The sequence below is a fragment of the Candidatus Omnitrophota bacterium genome, from assembly GCA_028716165.1.
Classification (GTDB): Bacteria; Omnitrophota; Gorgyraeia; order JABMRG01; family JABMRG01; genus JAQUQI01.
This window is the reverse complement of record JAQUQI010000004.1, coordinates 56,567-72,695: the sequence shown is the minus strand read 5'-3', so window position 1 is coordinate 72,695 and position 16,129 is coordinate 56,567. Positions and strand designations below refer to the sequence as shown.

The 16,129-nt window shown below is 45.0% G+C and carries 11 protein-coding genes and 2 tRNA genes; 3 read left to right on the top strand and 10 right to left on the bottom strand.

Annotated elements, in window-relative coordinates; genetic code table 11:
- Window positions 1–154: 154 nt before the first annotated feature.
- The 6 genes from mnmG to leuS all read right to left on the bottom strand — a co-directional run bounded on the left by mnmG (window position 155) and on the right by leuS (window position 9,316).
- Window positions 155–2,026, bottom strand: a complete 1,872-nt coding sequence (mnmG, locus tag PHV77_03530; GenBank protein ID MDD5504369.1) for a tRNA uridine-5-carboxymethylaminomethyl(34) synthesis enzyme MnmG — start codon at window positions 2,024–2,026, stop codon at window positions 155–157.
- Between the two features lie 89 nt (window positions 2,027–2,115).
- Complete coding sequence (locus tag PHV77_03525) at window positions 2,116–2,838, bottom strand: GAF and ANTAR domain-containing protein (protein MDD5504368.1); 723 nt, start codon at window positions 2,836–2,838, stop codon at window positions 2,116–2,118.
- Between the two features lie 19 nt (window positions 2,839–2,857).
- On the bottom strand, window positions 2,858–3,265 hold the full coding sequence (locus PHV77_03520) for a 4Fe-4S dicluster domain-containing protein (protein MDD5504367.1): 408 nt from the start codon (window positions 3,263–3,265) through the stop codon (window positions 2,858–2,860).
- A 187-nt stretch (window positions 3,266–3,452) separates the two neighbouring features.
- Window positions 3,453–4,199, bottom strand: coding sequence for a UPF0280 family protein (locus PHV77_03515; GenBank protein MDD5504366.1), 747 nt, complete (start codon window positions 4,197–4,199; stop codon window positions 3,453–3,455).
- A gap of 56 nt (window positions 4,200–4,255) precedes the next feature.
- A complete protein-coding gene (locus tag PHV77_03510) occupies window positions 4,256–6,793 on the bottom strand; it encodes a hypothetical protein (GenBank protein MDD5504365.1) in 2,538 nt (845 codons plus the stop codon).
- Window positions 6,794–6,856: 63 nt separating this feature from the next.
- Window positions 6,857–9,316, bottom strand: a complete 2,460-nt coding sequence (gene leuS, locus PHV77_03505) for a leucine--tRNA ligase (GenBank protein MDD5504364.1) — start codon at window positions 9,314–9,316, stop codon at window positions 6,857–6,859.
- A gap of 130 nt (window positions 9,317–9,446) precedes the next feature.
- Here leuS and PHV77_03500 point away from each other — a divergent pair.
- The 3 genes from PHV77_03500 (at window position 9,447) to PHV77_03490 (ending at window position 10,360) form a co-directional block, all read left to right on the top strand.
- Window positions 9,447–9,522, top strand: a tRNA-Ala gene (locus PHV77_03500).
- A gap of 282 nt (window positions 9,523–9,804) precedes the next feature.
- Window positions 9,805–9,891: transfer RNA gene (locus PHV77_03495), tRNA-Leu, on the top strand.
- A 103-nt stretch (window positions 9,892–9,994) separates the two neighbouring features.
- On the top strand, window positions 9,995–10,360 hold the full coding sequence (locus tag PHV77_03490; protein ID MDD5504363.1) for an STAS domain-containing protein: 366 nt from the start codon (window positions 9,995–9,997) through the stop codon (window positions 10,358–10,360).
- On the opposite strand, the gene PHV77_03485 is transcribed toward PHV77_03490, so the two are convergent.
- The 4 genes from PHV77_03485 to PHV77_03470 form a co-directional block, all read right to left on the bottom strand.
- Window positions 10,357–12,177: a TonB-dependent receptor gene (locus tag PHV77_03485; protein ID MDD5504362.1), complete on the bottom strand. Its 1,821-nt coding sequence runs from the start codon at window positions 12,175–12,177 to the stop codon at window positions 10,357–10,359. The genes PHV77_03490 and PHV77_03485 overlap by 4 nt on opposite strands.
- 120 nt (window positions 12,178–12,297) lie before the next feature.
- The gene (locus PHV77_03480) at window positions 12,298–14,232 is read right to left on the bottom strand and encodes a CHASE2 domain-containing protein (protein MDD5504361.1); all 1,935 of its coding nucleotides are present in this window, start codon (window positions 14,230–14,232) and stop codon (window positions 12,298–12,300) included.
- Entirely contained in the window at window positions 14,232–15,365 is a 1,134-nt protein-coding gene (locus PHV77_03475) for an outer membrane beta-barrel protein (GenBank protein ID MDD5504360.1), read from the bottom strand. The genes PHV77_03480 and PHV77_03475 overlap by 1 nt, the downstream gene beginning before the upstream one ends.
- Window positions 15,262–16,122: a FecR family protein gene (locus PHV77_03470; GenBank protein MDD5504359.1), complete on the bottom strand. Its 861-nt coding sequence runs from the start codon at window positions 16,120–16,122 to the stop codon at window positions 15,262–15,264. The genes PHV77_03475 and PHV77_03470 overlap by 104 nt, the downstream gene beginning before the upstream one ends.
- Window positions 16,123–16,129 lie beyond the last annotated feature (7 nt).

Genomic DNA, 16,129 nt, shown 5'->3' with positions numbered 1-16,129 from the left:
CATCCGAAATATTTTCCGTAACGCGGTCAAATATGCCTTAAATTTATATTATATAGACATATGCGCCGCGGTGTCAAGACATTACGCCGCATCGCGGTGATCTGCGGTTTTTGCAATCGCCCGGTATACGATAAACCAGAAACCCTCTAAAATATCAAGCTAATTTCCGGGCTTTATACTTTTTTAAATATACCATAAGTATCATAACTGCCGAAGGCGTAATGCCTGATATACGCGACGCCTGTCCGAGCGAAACGGGCCTTATCCTTTGCAATTTCTGGATAATTTCCGAGGAAAGCCCGGGTATGTTCATATAGTCAAGTTCAGAGGGTAAATTTATCTTTTCAATATCTTGCATCTTTTTAACGCATATCTGCTGCCTGTTTATAAAACCTTCGTATTTTATTACCGTCTCTATTACCGCTTCATGCGCCGGGGGAATGCCGTCGGGCGAAAGATTAAGTTCCTTTATATGAAAATATCTTATCTGCGGACGGCGTAATAATTCCAAGGCTGATATCGGTTTTTTAAGCTCCGGCATACCAAGTCCTTCCAGCAGACCATTAATCCTCTCCCCGGGAAATACCCTTTTGCGGGAGAGGCAATCCACCGCGTTTTTTATCAGCCTGTCTTTTTCCTGCGACTCGGCAAGTTCCTGTTGCAAGACAAGGCCCAGCCTGTGGCCATAATGCCTAAGGCGCACATCGGCGTTGTCTTCACGCAGTAAAAGCCTGTATTCCGCCCTGGACGTAAACATGCGATAAGGTTCATCCGTACCTTTTGTAACCAGATCATCTATCAAAACACCTATATAACTCTCTTGCCTTGACAGTATCAACGGGCTTTTATTCTCTATTTTAAGAACGGCATTTATCCCGGCCATAAGCCCCTGGGCAGCAGCCTCTTCATAACCGGTGGTACCGTTTATCTGGCCTGCCAGAAAAAGATTCGGCATTTTTTTTACCTGTAAAGTCGGCATAAGTTCCGTGGGCTGGACAAATTCATATTCTATGCCATAACCGGGCATCACAATTTTTGCCGCTTCCAGACCCTTTATAGAATGCAAAATATCCTCCTGAACATCAAGCGGCAGGCTTGTTGATAAACCGTTTGGATAATACCAATCCGTGTCAAGGCCTTCCGGTTCCAAAAACACGTGGTGTGACGACCTCTGCGGAAATTTGACCACCTTGTCCTCAATGGACGGGCAATACCTGACCCCTTTAGATTTTATAATGCCGGTAAAAAGCGGTGAACGAGTCAGATTTTTTCTTATTATATCATGCGTCCTCTGATTGGTATGGGTCATGTGGCAGACAATCCTGTTGACAGGACTGTTCTTTGTTGAAAAAGAAAACGCAACAGGTTGCTCATCTCCATATTGCGGCGTCAGTCCGGAAAAATCTATGCTGTCTTTTTTGACGCGCGGAGTTGTTCCTGTTTTAAGCGTTGCTATCTCAAGGCCAAGCTTCTTTAATGACAGGCTTAATTCTATTGATGCCGGTTCCTTATAGCATCCGCCTGCTTCATGGTCAAGGCCGATATGTATAATACCGTTTAAAAATGTCCCCGGAGTCAGGATGACTGCGCCGGCAGAAATTGACCCGGAACAGGCAGTCCGTACCAGGCATGTTTTGCCGCCGTCAAATGAAAGAGCGCATGCCTCATCCTCTATTATAATAAGGTTTTTTTCTGAACAAAGCTTACCGCTCATGTATTCAGAATACCTGTGCCTGTCAACCTGAACCCTGGAAGACCACACGGCGGGCCCGTGGCTTTTATTCAAGATTTTAAAATGGATGCCGGCAAAATCAGCCGCTTTTGCCATCTCGCCTCCCAGAGCGTCTATTTCCTTAACAAGCTGTCCTTTGCCAACGCCTCCTATGGAAGGATTGCACGGCATATAGGCCATCCTGGCCTTGTTCATTGTAAGCAAAAGGCTTTTATGCCCCATGCGCGCGCATACCAAGGCCGCCTCTGCGCCGGCATGGCCGGCACCTATAACAATTATATCGTATCGCGTCATATTCTGCCAAAAAGGGGCATATCCTTAAAGCATAAATGCCTTGGAATACGCCCCAACCATCCATACGTGCCTGTGAACCCGCGTTCGTTTTATCCGACCCTTTGCGCCAGAATAATTGCCTCAGCTATATCCCGCATCGGCCGGCGCGTATTCATCGCCAGTTTTTGTATCCTGGAAAACGCTTCGTCTTCGCTGCAGGCCTGTGTTTTCATTAATATTCCCTTTGCCCGCTCAATTGCCTTACGCGAGGCAAGCTCCTCCTGGATGATCTTAGTTTTTATCAAAAGCTGTGAATTTTCTATTACCACGGCCGCCTGGCTGGCAACAGTGGCAAGTATCCTTATCTCCGACTCGGTAAAATCATGCTCCTGCGAAGTATATAAATTTAAAACACCTATTATCTTATTTTTTACCTTAAGCGGGACACATAAAAGCGAACAAAGGCCTTCTTTCTTGGCTATCTCCACATTATTGTATCTGGGGTCATTTCTCACATCCCTTGAGATAACAGGCACACCCGAAAGCGCCACTTTACCTGCTATGCCTTCGCCTAAAGACAGGTCGGGCTTTTTGTTATACGCCTCGCTTACCGACTGGGTTGCCTTAACGGACAATTTGCCTTTTTCCTCGTCTATAAGCAAGAGCGAACATATCTTTGAGCTCATCACCTCGGCCGTTACGGTTACTATGAGCTTAAGGATATCTTCAAGATACAGATTAGACGCTATCGCTTCGCTGATCCTGGAAATAGTCTCTATCTGTTTCTTGTAAGACAGGCTTTTGGGCTTTCTTTTCTTAGGTCTCTTATCCATATGCTTTTTTAAAAAACGCTTAAAGGGTTGTCTGCATGGCGCGGGGCGGACACGCGGAAACGCATAATTCGCAGGCTATACATTTTTCAATATCAAATATCACTTCCATGGTGTTTCTGTCCACATAAAGCGCTCCTGTCGGGCATACCGCAACGCAGGCGCCGCAATGGGTGCATCTCTTGTCGTTTCTGCGCACATCCCTGCTCAATGTTTCAATTTTAATCCCTTGTTCCTGCAAAAATTTAATCCCCTGGGCATACTCCTTGTCTTTGCCGCTAAGTTCAAGTACCATGCGCCCGTTTTCATTCGGCGTAATCTTTGCCTGCAATATGTTGAAAACCAGATTATAATCTTTGACGAGATGGTAGGCAATAGGCTTGTCTATAAGTTGAGGCGGAAAATATAAAACTATCCTTTTCTTTTTCATTTTTTTCGCTTTTTTTTAAAAAAGTTATTTTTAAATTTACACGTCTAATTTATTATAGCAAAATACGGGTAAATAGCAAGTAATTTACTCTGGCAAAAAATAAACGCCTATTCCCGGTAAAGCATTATCAAGAACACTTAAACGTCCGGACAAATAGCCCGAAGCTCAAGCCGCGCCGCTTACAGAGCTAGTGCGCAAGTCTTATATTGCCCCAGGCGCCTAATTTGTCGTTTATGACGATCAGTATGCCTGTAATACCCTTTAGCGACTTGCCGTATCTTATAACACTGCCGATATCTTTTTCCGACTTGACCTTATTGCACAAGGCCGTGGCGCAGGCGTCAGCCAGGGATGCCGAAGGCGATACCACGACGACCGCGTCCGCTTTGCCAAAACTCAAGCTATGCCCTACGGTCGCGCTGGATGTGCATATACCGCACGGGGTATCTTCAGGTTCTATCCTGATAACTAATTTATCTTTAAAAGCTGACGCGGGCCCGGCATATATTCCTATTGTCCGGCTTTTTGACGACAGCATAAAAATATCTCCGCCATTTTCTACAATAACCTGACAGCTTAAACGCAAAAGCCTTTTACCCGCGGTCTCTGCCACCGCTCCCGCTACCGAGGCCATGGGGCCTACGCCGCAATGCCATGAAGCTTTTACCATATTTTTTATAACAGCGGGGGCATCTTTACCGCACAAAACAGGTTTTAATGACGTGGCAAATATATTATTAGCCTGTATGTATTTTTTAATGTCCGAGCGAAGCCCAATAATAATGTCAACCGCCTCTTCCGACAGATCTTGACAAGCGCTGATAAAAACATCGGTTTCGTCTATCGCAACCCTAAAATTCACAAGATCGTCAGAGGCGATCCTGTTCCTATATATGCGAGGCTGATACTGATTGTATGGATATATTTTAGGCATGCTTAAGAATAGCTAATACCAGATACACCTAACCGGTGTCAGCAATGCGGGCAGGTTTATTTAATAGCTGCGGGCTTGCCCATAACAATTCTAACGTGATGGCGTTTTTCATCACCAAAAGCAGCGATTATATTAGACTTCTGCTTTTTGCCATCCACGGTAACCTCTGCTATTCCCGATGACATATACCTGGGGTTTAAAACCTCTATCGTATAATAGGCATTACGGAATGTCCGTTTTACCTTGAAAAGTTTCCATCTGTTAGGTATGCATGGGGATATCAGCAGGCCCTCGGGCACAGGCCTTATGCCAAGTATTTGCTCAACCATGACCTTGAACATCCAATATCCGCCTCTGTTATACCATGAATTCTCTGCCCTGCCGCTTGTGCGCGCTTTGGGGCCGTCAATATATTCACACGAAACAAAAGGCTCAAGCTTGTATATATCAGACCTATGCGATCTGTCAACAGGGTCTATCTTGGTATATATGTTCCAGGCGTTATTGCCGTTGCCAAGAAGAGTCTCGGCCCAAATGGCCCAGCACGACGATTCTATGCTGACCCCGCCGTTCTGCATTAAAGAACCGGGCAGCCTGCTGATTGTACCCGACTCTTTATCATATTCCTTATAACACGGAGATACTGTTACAGGGCCATGGTCTTTGTAAAGTTGGTCTTTTGCCGTGCCCATAATAGAAGCGGCGTCATCCGGCGACAGGCACAACCCTGATATCACGGCCCATGTCTGCGTGTCAAGAAAAAGCCGGGCATCTTTGCCTTTTGAAACCCCTATCCCTTCTCCGCTGGCGGAAACAGCGCCGATAAATCTGTCCTTATCAAAAAAAGACTTTCTTATTTTTTCAACCAGCCTTTTATGCCTGATTTCATAATCAGAGGCCAATTGCCGTTCTTTTTTTGCCCGGCATAACTGTATAAACTGGGGTAACAGGTATATTAAAAACTGGGCAAGCCAGACTGATTCGCATCTGCCCGAATCAGATATGGAATCCAGAGCATCCATATGGTCTCCGGGATATATCGGAAAAAGCCCCCGCTTGCTTGATGACTCCAACGCCCTTTCAACCGCGATTCTGCAATGGGTAAAAATACTTTTTTTAGGGCTGTCCTGAAATTTGGCATCTTCATCAAGAAAAGATATCTCATTTGTCTCTTTTATATATTCGCACACGGCATACGCCAACCAGAGAGGCGCCTCAACAGAATCCGATCTTGTTCCCTTGCGGCTCCTAATGTCCCAACTGCCTACAACAGAACCGTTCTCAAATTGCATTTCAGCGCAATCCAGCAGAAGCTGACGCAGGTACTTCGGATGAACGGAAAGCAGGGTCAATCCGTTTATGATATTGTCTTTGAATAAGGCCCTGCCGGAAGGATTATATACCGACCCCGAGGCTGACAAACCCGCGGATATAGACTGATACCTGAACCATTTGTTCGTCAATATGTTCGCGCCTTCATCAGGCGTGGTTATATTAAGGCTTGAAAACCTTACAGTCCACCTGTGCCCCATTCTTGAAAATTCTTCTTCAACATTTTTGATATTTTTATATTTTTTTATAATCCTCTCCGCGTCCGCCCTTTGGGCGCATTTGCCCAGAGTAAATATAAACTCTTCTTCCCCGTTAGGGGCAAGCTCTATCTCCATGTGCAATGAAGCTGCGGGATCATTATAACGGCCCTGTTCATTAAAACACATGCCTTTTTCCACACATCTTGGCCTTGACACATCCCTATAAGAGCCGAGAAAAAAATCTCTGCCGCAGGTAAACGTCTGGACCTTGCCGTTTACCGAATGAAAAGCGTATTCGCCGTTAGGGGCCTTTGCCAATACGGCCGAAAGGGCCTCGTCATATATCGTATCTACAAAAAATTTATCATACTCTCTATTGCCCGAAGGAGCGCCAAAATCCCATTCCAGATAACTGAACACGCTCAAAAACCGCACCTGTTGCGTCACATTCTTTATCCTCATTTGCCATACCTCAACAGGCTCATCCGGACTTACGTAATAAATAAGGCTTGAAATTATACCATTATTTTTTGAACTGATATTAGTATAACCTATTCCGTGCCTTACTTCGTAGAATTCCGGATTTTTGCACACCGGCTTCCACGCGGCAGACCAGTAATCCTGGCTTTGGTTATCCCTTATATAAATGAATTTTCCGAAATTTTCGCTGATATTATCCTGGCGCCATCTTGTTATCCTGTTGGAAAGGCCTGCCTGAAAACTCATGCCACAGCCTGATTGGGATATCATCATCCCATAGTCGCCGTTAGTAAGTATGTTTGACCAGGGGGCCGGAGTTTCGGGCGTATTGACCACAAATTCTGACCCATCAAATAAAAAGAACCCGTATCTGGTGCGGAATATTTCTTTTATGCGTCCTAACGGCAGCAACAGCTTTGCCATGGGCTTTTCTTTCTTCGTTTTTTTTGGCGCCGGCAGGGATTTGCCTGTATTTTTTTTGACAATTCCCGCCTGCTTTTTCTTGGATGGTTTTTTCATGTTTTTTTTATGTTTTATAGTTTTTTTCTTTGCAGCCCTGGAATGTTTTTCTTTCTTCGGCATGTTTCCTCCCGTATGCGGCGGCTGCAAACACGCGGGCGCAGTCTCCGCAATGATATCAAACGATTAAATTACTATATTCACCAATTTTTTAGCAACAACAATGACCTTTTTCGCGCAAGCAGATCCCATGCATCGGCCAATCTTGCTATCAGCCAATGCGGCGGCCCCAACCTGATCTTCAGATGCCGTGTCATTGATTTCAATTTTAGACCGCAGTTTTCCGTTAATCATTACAGCAATCGTAAGGGTCTCTTCCCTGGTCTTGGAATCATCAAAAACCGGCCATGGGTGGTTAAAAACGCTCGGCCTGTTACCAAGCCTCTGCCACAGCTCTTCAGCTATGTGCGGCACAAAAGGCGATAACAAAAGAACAATACTGGTAATAACGTCTTTGAAATAATATGTATCGCCGTTTTCCACGGCGAAATGAGCATCATTGGCAAGCTCCATAACAGCGCTTATGGCCGTATTGAACTTAAAATCCACTTCCATGTCTTTTGTAACCTTTTTTATCGTCTGATGCATCTTGCACTCAAGCCTCTTGTCACCCGGTCCGGGATTATTTTTTACAGGCGCGATACCGGCGCCTGTCTGCGATACCAATTTCCATAGGCGCCCTAAAAACCTGTAAGCGCCCTCCACCGCCCTGTCATTCCATTCGGCGTCTTTTTCAGGCGGGCCTATAAACAAAGTGTAGAGTCTGACCGTATCCGCGCCATAATTTATGACTAACTCATCAGGGGAGACAACATTTCCTTTTGATTTTGACATCTTAGCCCCGTCTTTTATTATCATGCCTTGTGTAAACAACGCCTTAAAGGGCTCCTTAAAACCAATGTGTCCGAGATCGGCCAAAACCTTGGTGATAAACCTGGAATATAATAAATGCAGTATTGCGTGCTCTACGCCGCCGATATACTGGTCAACCGGAAGCCATCTGTCAACAATGTCCTTATCAAAAGCGCCCTCTTCGTTTTTAGGCGACAGATAGCGCAAAAAATACCAGCTTGAATCAACAAAAGTATCCATTGTGTCAACCTCGCGCCGGGCATTGCCGCCGCACTTGGGGCACTTTGTATTTACGAAATCCTTGATGCCGGCCAGTGGCGATTCGCCATAAGGCTTGAATTCCACCTTGTCTGGAAGTAATACGGGCAAGTCTTTTTTTGGAACAGCCACAATACCGCATTTACTGCAATAAACAATGGGTATAGGGGCTCCCCAATAACGCTGTCTTGATATCAGCCAATCCCTTAATTTATAATGAACAGACCTGCGCCCCATGCCTTCAGCCTCCATCCAGTCGGCAATTTTGACAGCAGCCGCCTTGTTAGGCAAAGCGTTAAACTGACCGGAATTAACCATGACTCCGTCTTCAACATACGCGGCATTCATATCTTTTCCCGCGATCCCGGGCGCGAGCGGGTTATCTATGACAACCTTTACCTCCAAATGATATTTTCTTGCGAAATCAAAATCTCTTTGGTCGTGCGCGGGCACAGCCATAACAGCCCCCGTGCCGTATTCCATAAGCACATAATTAGCCATCCAAAGAGGTATCCTTTTTTTATTAACAGGGTTGATAACATAATGGCCTGTAAATATTCCTTTCTTTTCCGCCTCATCCGCAAATCGCGACACCCTGGATTCTGCCCTTGCCGAAGCTATGAATTCCAGAATCTCCTCTTTTTTGCCGCTGTTTTCAACCAACCTTGCCAAATCCGGATGCTCGGGAGCAATCACCATATACGTGGCGCCAAAAATAGTATCAACTCTCGTAGTAAAACAGGTAATGTTAAAGCCCGCGCCGTCAACCGGAAAATCAATATTTATACCCGCGCTCCTGCCTATCCAATTGGCCTGCATTGTCTTGACCCTTTCAGGCCAGGACGCCAGGCCTGCCAGGTCATCTAAAAGCTTCTGGGCATAATCCGTTATCTTAAAAAACCACTGCTCCAGGTCTTTATCCACAACCCTGCTGTCGCAACGCTCGCAAAGGCCGCCTACCACCTGCTCATTGGCAAGCACGGTATTGCATGAAGGGCACCAGTTTACGGACGCCTTTTTTTTATAGGCAAGCCCTTTATTAAATAATTCCAGAAATATCCACTGCGTCCATTTATAGTAATCGGGCAGGCATGACGTTATCTCACGCTTCCAGTCATAACCCGCGCCCCAGCGGGAAAGCTGCCTCTTCATGGCGGCAATATTATTAAGTGTTGACTCCTTCGGGTGCACCCCGCCCTTAATAGCGGCATTTTCAGCCGGAAGGCCGAAGGCATCCCAGCCCATCGGAGAAAGCACATTATAACCTTTCATGATCTTGTATCGGGCTATGGCATCGCCTATAATATAATTTCTGCCGTGTCCGACATGCAGTTTGCCGGAAGGATAAGGGAACATCACAAGGCAATAATATTTTTCCCTGGCATCCTTTGGATCCATGCGAAAAAGGCCCATCTTAAGCCAATAATCCTGCCATTTTTTTTCAATATCATCAAAGGGATATAACTTTTCACTCATATCATTTCTTTCCGGGCAGGCCTATGCCGATTTGCGTTAAGAGAAACAGGCGAAAATAAAGGTAAACAAAAACTTAGACAAGTTGAACATTGACAATACAAGCTATTAATGTTATAATTTTTTCCCATATGGGGCTGTAGCTCAGCTGGGAGAGCGCTTGCATGGCATGCAAGAGGTCAGGGGTTCAATCCCCCTCAGCTCCACCAAGCCATACCAACTGCCTTTTATCCGCTATATTAAGACATAATATATAAAAAGTCAAGGCATAATAGAGGCCGTTTTATTCAAAATGGATGTTTTTTTACGTAATGTATTAGTATTAAACACTTTACAATAAATATTCAATATAATACCCGCTATCTGCCTTATATGTTCAGCGTATAAAGGAAAAAATTGATCGCTTATCGCGTAAAAGGGACTGATAGGGCGCCATTAATTAGCTTGACTTGCCAAACGAGTAAATATAAAATATCATCTAATAAACCATTGCCGAGATGGCGGAACTGGCATACGCGTCGGTCTCAAAAACCGATGATCGCAAGGTCATGTGGGTTCAATTCCCACTCTCGGCACCATATATCACTTTGAATTTTTTCAGCGCGCCAAATTAACAGACAGGCATTTTAATATGATTATGAAATCGCGAAAAACATTCTGCTCGTAAAAATGGGGGAACCAATGAAAAAGAAAATACTGGGCATGATTGGCACGTTGGAGATAGAGCTCAAAGGCACCGATGACATTGCCATACTTGAGCTTTCCGGACAGATAGACAGCTACACGGCCGAGGTTATCACGAATATCATAGACTCCCATATAAATAAAGGCAATCTCAAGATCATAGCGGACCTGACCAATATTGATTACCTTGACAGCGCCGGATTAGGCGCTTTCATAAACGCTAAAACCAGGCTTGGGACAAATAAAGGCGAGCTCCGGCTGGTAGGGCTTAAGGGAAAAGCGAAAGAGGTTTTTGACATGGCTTGCCTTACAGATTTTTTCAAGATATTTGAAAGCCGCGAACAGGCATTTGAGAATTTTTAAAATTTCGCTCTCATACCGGCCAAATACTGCCTGCCTGGCATCAGGCTATCCGTTATATCCCAATACGTCTTATTAAATACGTTGTCAACCGCGAAAAACAGGCTTATATTACGGTTCAAATCATAGTTCATGTTACAATTTGTCAAAAAATAATTGTTATAGTCTTTTTTGTTCTTATAAATTATATCCACGGTCTGGACGCCGAAAGGCAGGAACAATTGCGCCATGGCAAACAATTTGTGCTCATCGCGGCCTGTAACGTATCTGGAAATAAAATCTCTTGAGTTTATGATATCAGAGCCGGAATAGGAATATCCTGTTTTAATTTTCAGACAACCGGCAATAAAAGCGCTGGCGGCCCCTTCAAAACCAAGCGTCCTTACTTTCGCTATATTTTCCGCCCGGAAGACCTGATCCGAGACATCATATTTGACCCAGTCTATCATATTATCCGTGTGCCTGTTAAAAACCGTCAGGGACAAATCCATATTGCCCTTGGCGGCAGTAATGTCAAAACCGGCCTCATAATTTATTGCGCTTTCCGGAGACAGGTTCCTGTTGCCGGAGCTTACCGCGTCTTCATAGTATAATTGCGTATAATCAGCGGGCATTAAAGACCTTGATACGGCGGCCCTGAATTTAATAAAATTATAAGGCCTTATATATATGCCTGCCTGCGGCAGGATACGGGTATTAAAATCCGAATAGCTATCCACGCGGGCGGATAAATCAAAACCTGCCGCGGGATTGTGGTGGACCTTCCACGACAAGGCGTAAGAAGCGCGAAGACGAGAATCTTTGACAAGCCTTGTGCTCTTAATAGACTGGTTGCAAATATCAATTAAAAAACCAAGCTCACCCGCAGTATCAAAGCCTATCTCCGCTTCAACCATGGCCCCTGAAACCTTCGTAATGTGACGATTAATATAGAAATCCTGGCGTCTTATATCAAGCATAAATTTATCGTGATGCCGCCTGTAATACAGGTTGGGCCGGACAGTAAGATTTCCAATTTGGGCGCTGGACTGCCAGTTTAAAAAAAGCGTGTCCGTCCATTCCCGCGAATCATATGGAACGTAAAAGTTGGATGCGCCGTATTCTTTCTCGCCATACCCTGCCAGGGCATAATTGGATACCTTATCTCCAAACGGAAATGCCGCCGAAGACGAGACCGCAAATTGTTTATAATCAGTGCCTTGCCTATAACCTTCGGAAGATGACTGCTCTGCCGCGACATTTACGCCCTTGTCCTCTTTGGCAAAACAGGAATATACGCCGGTATTTTCTGCGCAATCTGAACCGCGGCCAAAAAACACCCAAGACTGCGTGTCCCGGGGCCTTCTGGCCTTGATATTTACCGATCCGCCTATTCCGCTCTGGGCCCAGGGCTTAGTTGACTGGCCTTTTACTATCTCTATATTTTCTACGGCAAATTGCGGGAGAGGCAGGTCAAGGTTGTGATGGCTGGTTTGCGGATCGTTTACCGTCACCCCGTTTATCGCCACTGACACCTGGCCTGCGCCGCACCCTCTTATGCTCATATCTGATTGTATACCCGATACCCCGCGCCTTGATATGTCAACACCGGGTTCCGTATCCAGTAAAATATCTATGCTACTCGTTTCGCGCCAAGAACGGTTTATAATGTCTTCATCTCTGGAAGGGTTTTCGTGGGTTATATTCTCGCCCGGCTGGATATAAACCGTTATAGGTTCAAGTTCAATATCCGCGCAGACGCAAGGGCATGAAAAGGCGAAAACCGAAGACAGGCACGCGGTAATAAATAAAAACACCCTAAATGAATATAGATACGCCATGAAGGCATTATAAACAAGGCAATGAAATTGTCAACTCAAATATAAATATTGGTTTACATTATTCGTATAAAATTCGCTAAACAAAATACAGATCACATGGATGAATGCTAAAGACAGTGTCTACCCTTTGACCTTTATAACCATAATGGTAATATCGTCATGCTGCGGGGCCCTCTTACGAAAACGCAGAATATCGCTATATATATTCTCGGTGATTTCTTTCGCGGTCAAACTTTTATACCTTGATACGCTGTCCTTGAGCCTGTCCTCGCCGAATTCTTCTTTGGCCGCGTTACGCGCCTCTGTAACTCCGTCGGTATAAATTACAAACACATCCCCCGGCGCCATGGGAATTTCTCGCATGGAAAATTCTATTCCATCCATAACTCCCAGCGCCATACCGCTATGCGCCTCTATCAATACCGTTTTTGACGAGCGTCTTGCATGAACTACAGGCAAATGTCCGGCATCAACGATAGAAAGCTTCATATGTTTCGCATTAATATTAATATACGTCAGGGTCACAAAAAGCCCCGATGTAGATTCCGTAGCTATCTGGTTATTAAGCGATGTAACTACCTTTACAGGATCCGGCTCGGTTTTGGCATGAAACCTGAAATTACTAACAGTCATGGCCATAAACAGCGCCGCGGGCACACCCTTTCCGGAAACATCTCCAATCATTACCCCGAGGCTCTGGTCATCGTTTGTCACAAAATCATAAAGATCGCCTCCTATAGACTTGGCGGGCTCCATCTTAAACGATATGTCAACAATGTCCGATTCGGGAGGGGATTGCCTTAAAAAACTCTGTTGTATCCGTTTCGCTATATTAAGATCCCTCTGCATGAGGACTCTTTTATTCTGCTCAAGTATGTACTGGTAAAAAGTACACGAAATATAAACCGCGGCAATAAGTATAAGCGGGTAAAACAGGTCTATCCATATATTTAAAAAAGCGAACAAAGCAAACGACACGGCGATAAATCCCGTGACAATACAAAAAGCCGATAATACTTCCAGCAGTGGTTTTAATTTGAATACAGCGGCCGCGACAAGCGCTGATAAAATAATCAATATAAGTATATTAACAAGCGGGCTGGCCCTTAGGATAAAGTTCTTCAGCAGTATCGTATTAATCAAATTGGCGTGAAGACCGACCATAGGATAGCGTTGCTGCAACGGCATGGGATTGAGATCGTGCGTGGCTACGGCGGTAAGGCCTACAATGCATATCTTGCCGCGTAGTTGTTCAAGGTCAATAATGCCTTTCCCGCCCCTGCAATAATCCCTGTAGGAGGTAAGTATATCTATGAATGAATAATGGCTGAATACCTCTCCCCATCTGCCTGCGTAATTTATCATTATCTGGCCGCGTGAATCAACGGGTATCTCCAGTCCGGGCCCAGGCACGAGAAGCTTCCCGTTTTCAACCTTGATGCTTTTTATGTCTATGGACAAAGCATCGCAAACAGCCAACAAAGATATTTGCGGTATCAATTCCTTTCCATAGCTGATAAACAAAGGCACGCGCCTTCTCTTGCCGTCTATGTCGGTAATAACATTTATGTGGCCTATGCCGCGGGCCTTTTCAGCCAGTTCCGGCATAGGCCCTGATTCAACGGATACCGCGTCAGGAAATACGCCGGAGGTAATATTCTCACTTAGGCGCATGGCAACAGGCAAATACACATTACCGGCGGATGAAACTGATTCAACAAGCTGCGCGTCTGAAAGCTGATTGCTTTTTGTGCTGAATAATATATCAAATATAACTGCCTTGACCCCGCAGGCAGTAAGGGTATCAACCAGGGCTGCGTGGAATTTCCTGTCTATCGGCCATTGGCCTATCTTATCAATAGTATCCTGAGCGATTTCTATTATCGCTATATCGCTTATAACACTTTGCCGGGGCCGGGTCCTGAAACGAAGGTCTAACGTGGAAAGTTCAAAGGTCTCAAAAACGCGGAAATAGGAGGCCATTATCACACTGGTTAGTATGATAACAACTATTGAATATCTTAAAGCCTTTCTGCTGATTTTTGGCTTTGGCATTAAAAGGAAATGTTTATTCCGGCAGTTATTATACTGCCTGAATACTCCTGGATGGGGTCGTTGGAATAGTTCTGGCGATAAGAATAATCCAGGTTAAATGAACAAGACGGCGATAATTGATAAAACAGGCCTGTACCGAGCATCATAATATTATCACGCTCCTTCTTGCTTGGATCTTTCTTGGTTACGCGCGACTTAAAATCTTTTCTCTGATATCCCCCGTTTATAAGCACGGTCAATTTTTCGCTGACAGGATATGCGGCATAAAGGTTAATCCGCTCTGAACTGTAATCATAATAATCAAGATATTCATCGTTTGAATTATTAATAAAATACGTGTTTTTTACCTTGATAAAAACCTTTTTTAAATATGTCGCGAATTCGGCGATAATAGTGTGCCTGCGGTCTTTGCGCGTTAAATCTATTTCGGTATCGGAGCTGTCGCGTATCTTTCTGGACCTGTAATCATAAACAGTATACTGGTACATGCCTCCCATATATGCCATGCGGCCTATGTAATACCTTATCCCGGCAAACGGGCCGTCAGAGGCAAGGTCCGAATCTTTACCTTTAAAATAATCCACGAAATCAATGCCGTAACCCGTCTCAACCTTTACATTGTTCCGATGATAATATTCAAATGAAGCGGAAAGCTGGTTGTCCATCATGCTGACATCGGTAAACTCATGGTACAAAATACCGGTAAAATCATATTTAGCTTTTATGTTTAACGCTTTGTTGACCGCGTATCGCAAAACAGCGTCCGCGTTAAACTGATCAAACAATCCTCCCTTGCGCCTTGAGTCAAGATATACGTTGTTGTCATAGCCTTCTAATGCGCCCGCGTAGAAATTATACGACAATCTACTTTGAGCATCTGACTTACCGCCCTGCCGGACAGCCTTTACAGCAGGCTGGCTGGCGTCTTTGTGTTTCTCTCTCGTATCCTCCTCATCAGCGCGCAAAGGCGTAATGACGGCGCACAGAAGACAGCAACACAGAAAAAGTATTTTATATAGGGGCCTGGTATTAGACTCCGATACCGGTAGTGTATGAAGGCCGGCCGTCACCTCCGCCGTCAGAGGGCCTGTCTTTATTATCGCGCTCGTCGTCTCTTTTCTGGTGTTCGTCACGTTCAAATATGTTCTCCTTATTGTCATCTCTTATGTCATTCAGGCGCTCCTGCATCCCCTGGATAGCGTCCATAGCGTCCGCGGCGCCTTGTAAACCTTGCTCGCGCTTATCTCCAAGCCAGCTAAGATACTCTTTTAAGTTCTGCCTGAATTGCGACCAGCCCTCTCTATCAAAATCCGACAGCATGATAAGATCCCCGGGCATTTCAAATCTGCCTATAACCCGCTTGAATCCGTTATCAATAATAACTATCTCGGCCATTAGTGTGCCGTCTTCATTAATACCTTGGACATATGCCATGTCTTCAAAACACCCGACAGTCGTATTGTTGCCATCAGATTCAACCGACATGCCGCTGCCTGAAACCCCCGCGACCGCTGTAGGTGTGCGCACCTGAAAAGACGACGCCGATTCAACTCCTTCTATCAGGGCGAATATCCTGCCGTTATAAAGCGATAGATGCTTTTTTTTAGCATCGGCAATACTTATTTCTGAATTTTGCGAAAGCGTTACGATATTCTTGTTGGAAGTATCAAGGGCGATAGATACTTCTGAACCGTCCAGTGTCTTGATCCTGTCTTTTTCATCAAGCGCCATCCCCCGCGTTGCTATCTGCCATTTTGCGTCATCGGCCTTCTGGATATTGACCACGCCTTTTACATAAATAACACTGATATCTGATTCGGAAAAAGCGCTAGAACACGCGCAAAAAAAACACAATACCGATACTGCAAAAATCCATAGCCTCTGCCTCATATGCCGC

Bases quoted from the DNA above. Each gene is read 5' to 3' on its own strand.
- mnmG (MDD5504369.1), bottom strand. From the start codon at position 2,026: ATGACGCGATACGATATAATTGTTATAGGTGCCGGCCATGCCGGCGCA.
- PHV77_03525 (MDD5504368.1), bottom strand. From the start codon at position 2,838: ATGGATAAGAGACCTAAGAAAAGAAAGCCCAAAAGCCTGTCTTACAAG.
- PHV77_03520 (MDD5504367.1), bottom strand. From the start codon at position 3,265: ATGAAAAAGAAAAGGATAGTTTTATATTTTCCGCCTCAACTTATAGAC.
- PHV77_03515 (MDD5504366.1), bottom strand. From the start codon at position 4,199: ATGCCTAAAATATATCCATACAATCAGTATCAGCCTCGCATATATAGG.
- PHV77_03510 (MDD5504365.1), bottom strand. From the start codon at position 6,793: ATGCCGAAGAAAGAAAAACATTCCAGGGCTGCAAAGAAAAAAACTATA.
- leuS (MDD5504364.1), bottom strand. From the start codon at position 9,316: ATGAGTGAAAAGTTATATCCCTTTGATGATATTGAAAAAAAATGGCAG.
- PHV77_03490 (MDD5504363.1), top strand. From the start codon at position 9,995: ATGAAAAAGAAAATACTGGGCATGATTGGCACGTTGGAGATAGAGCTC.
- PHV77_03485 (MDD5504362.1), bottom strand. From the start codon at position 12,177: ATGGCGTATCTATATTCATTTAGGGTGTTTTTATTTATTACCGCGTGC.
- PHV77_03480 (MDD5504361.1), bottom strand. From the start codon at position 14,232: ATGCCAAAGCCAAAAATCAGCAGAAAGGCTTTAAGATATTCAATAGTT.
- PHV77_03470 (MDD5504359.1), bottom strand. From the start codon at position 16,122: ATGAGGCAGAGGCTATGGATTTTTGCAGTATCGGTATTGTGTTTTTTT.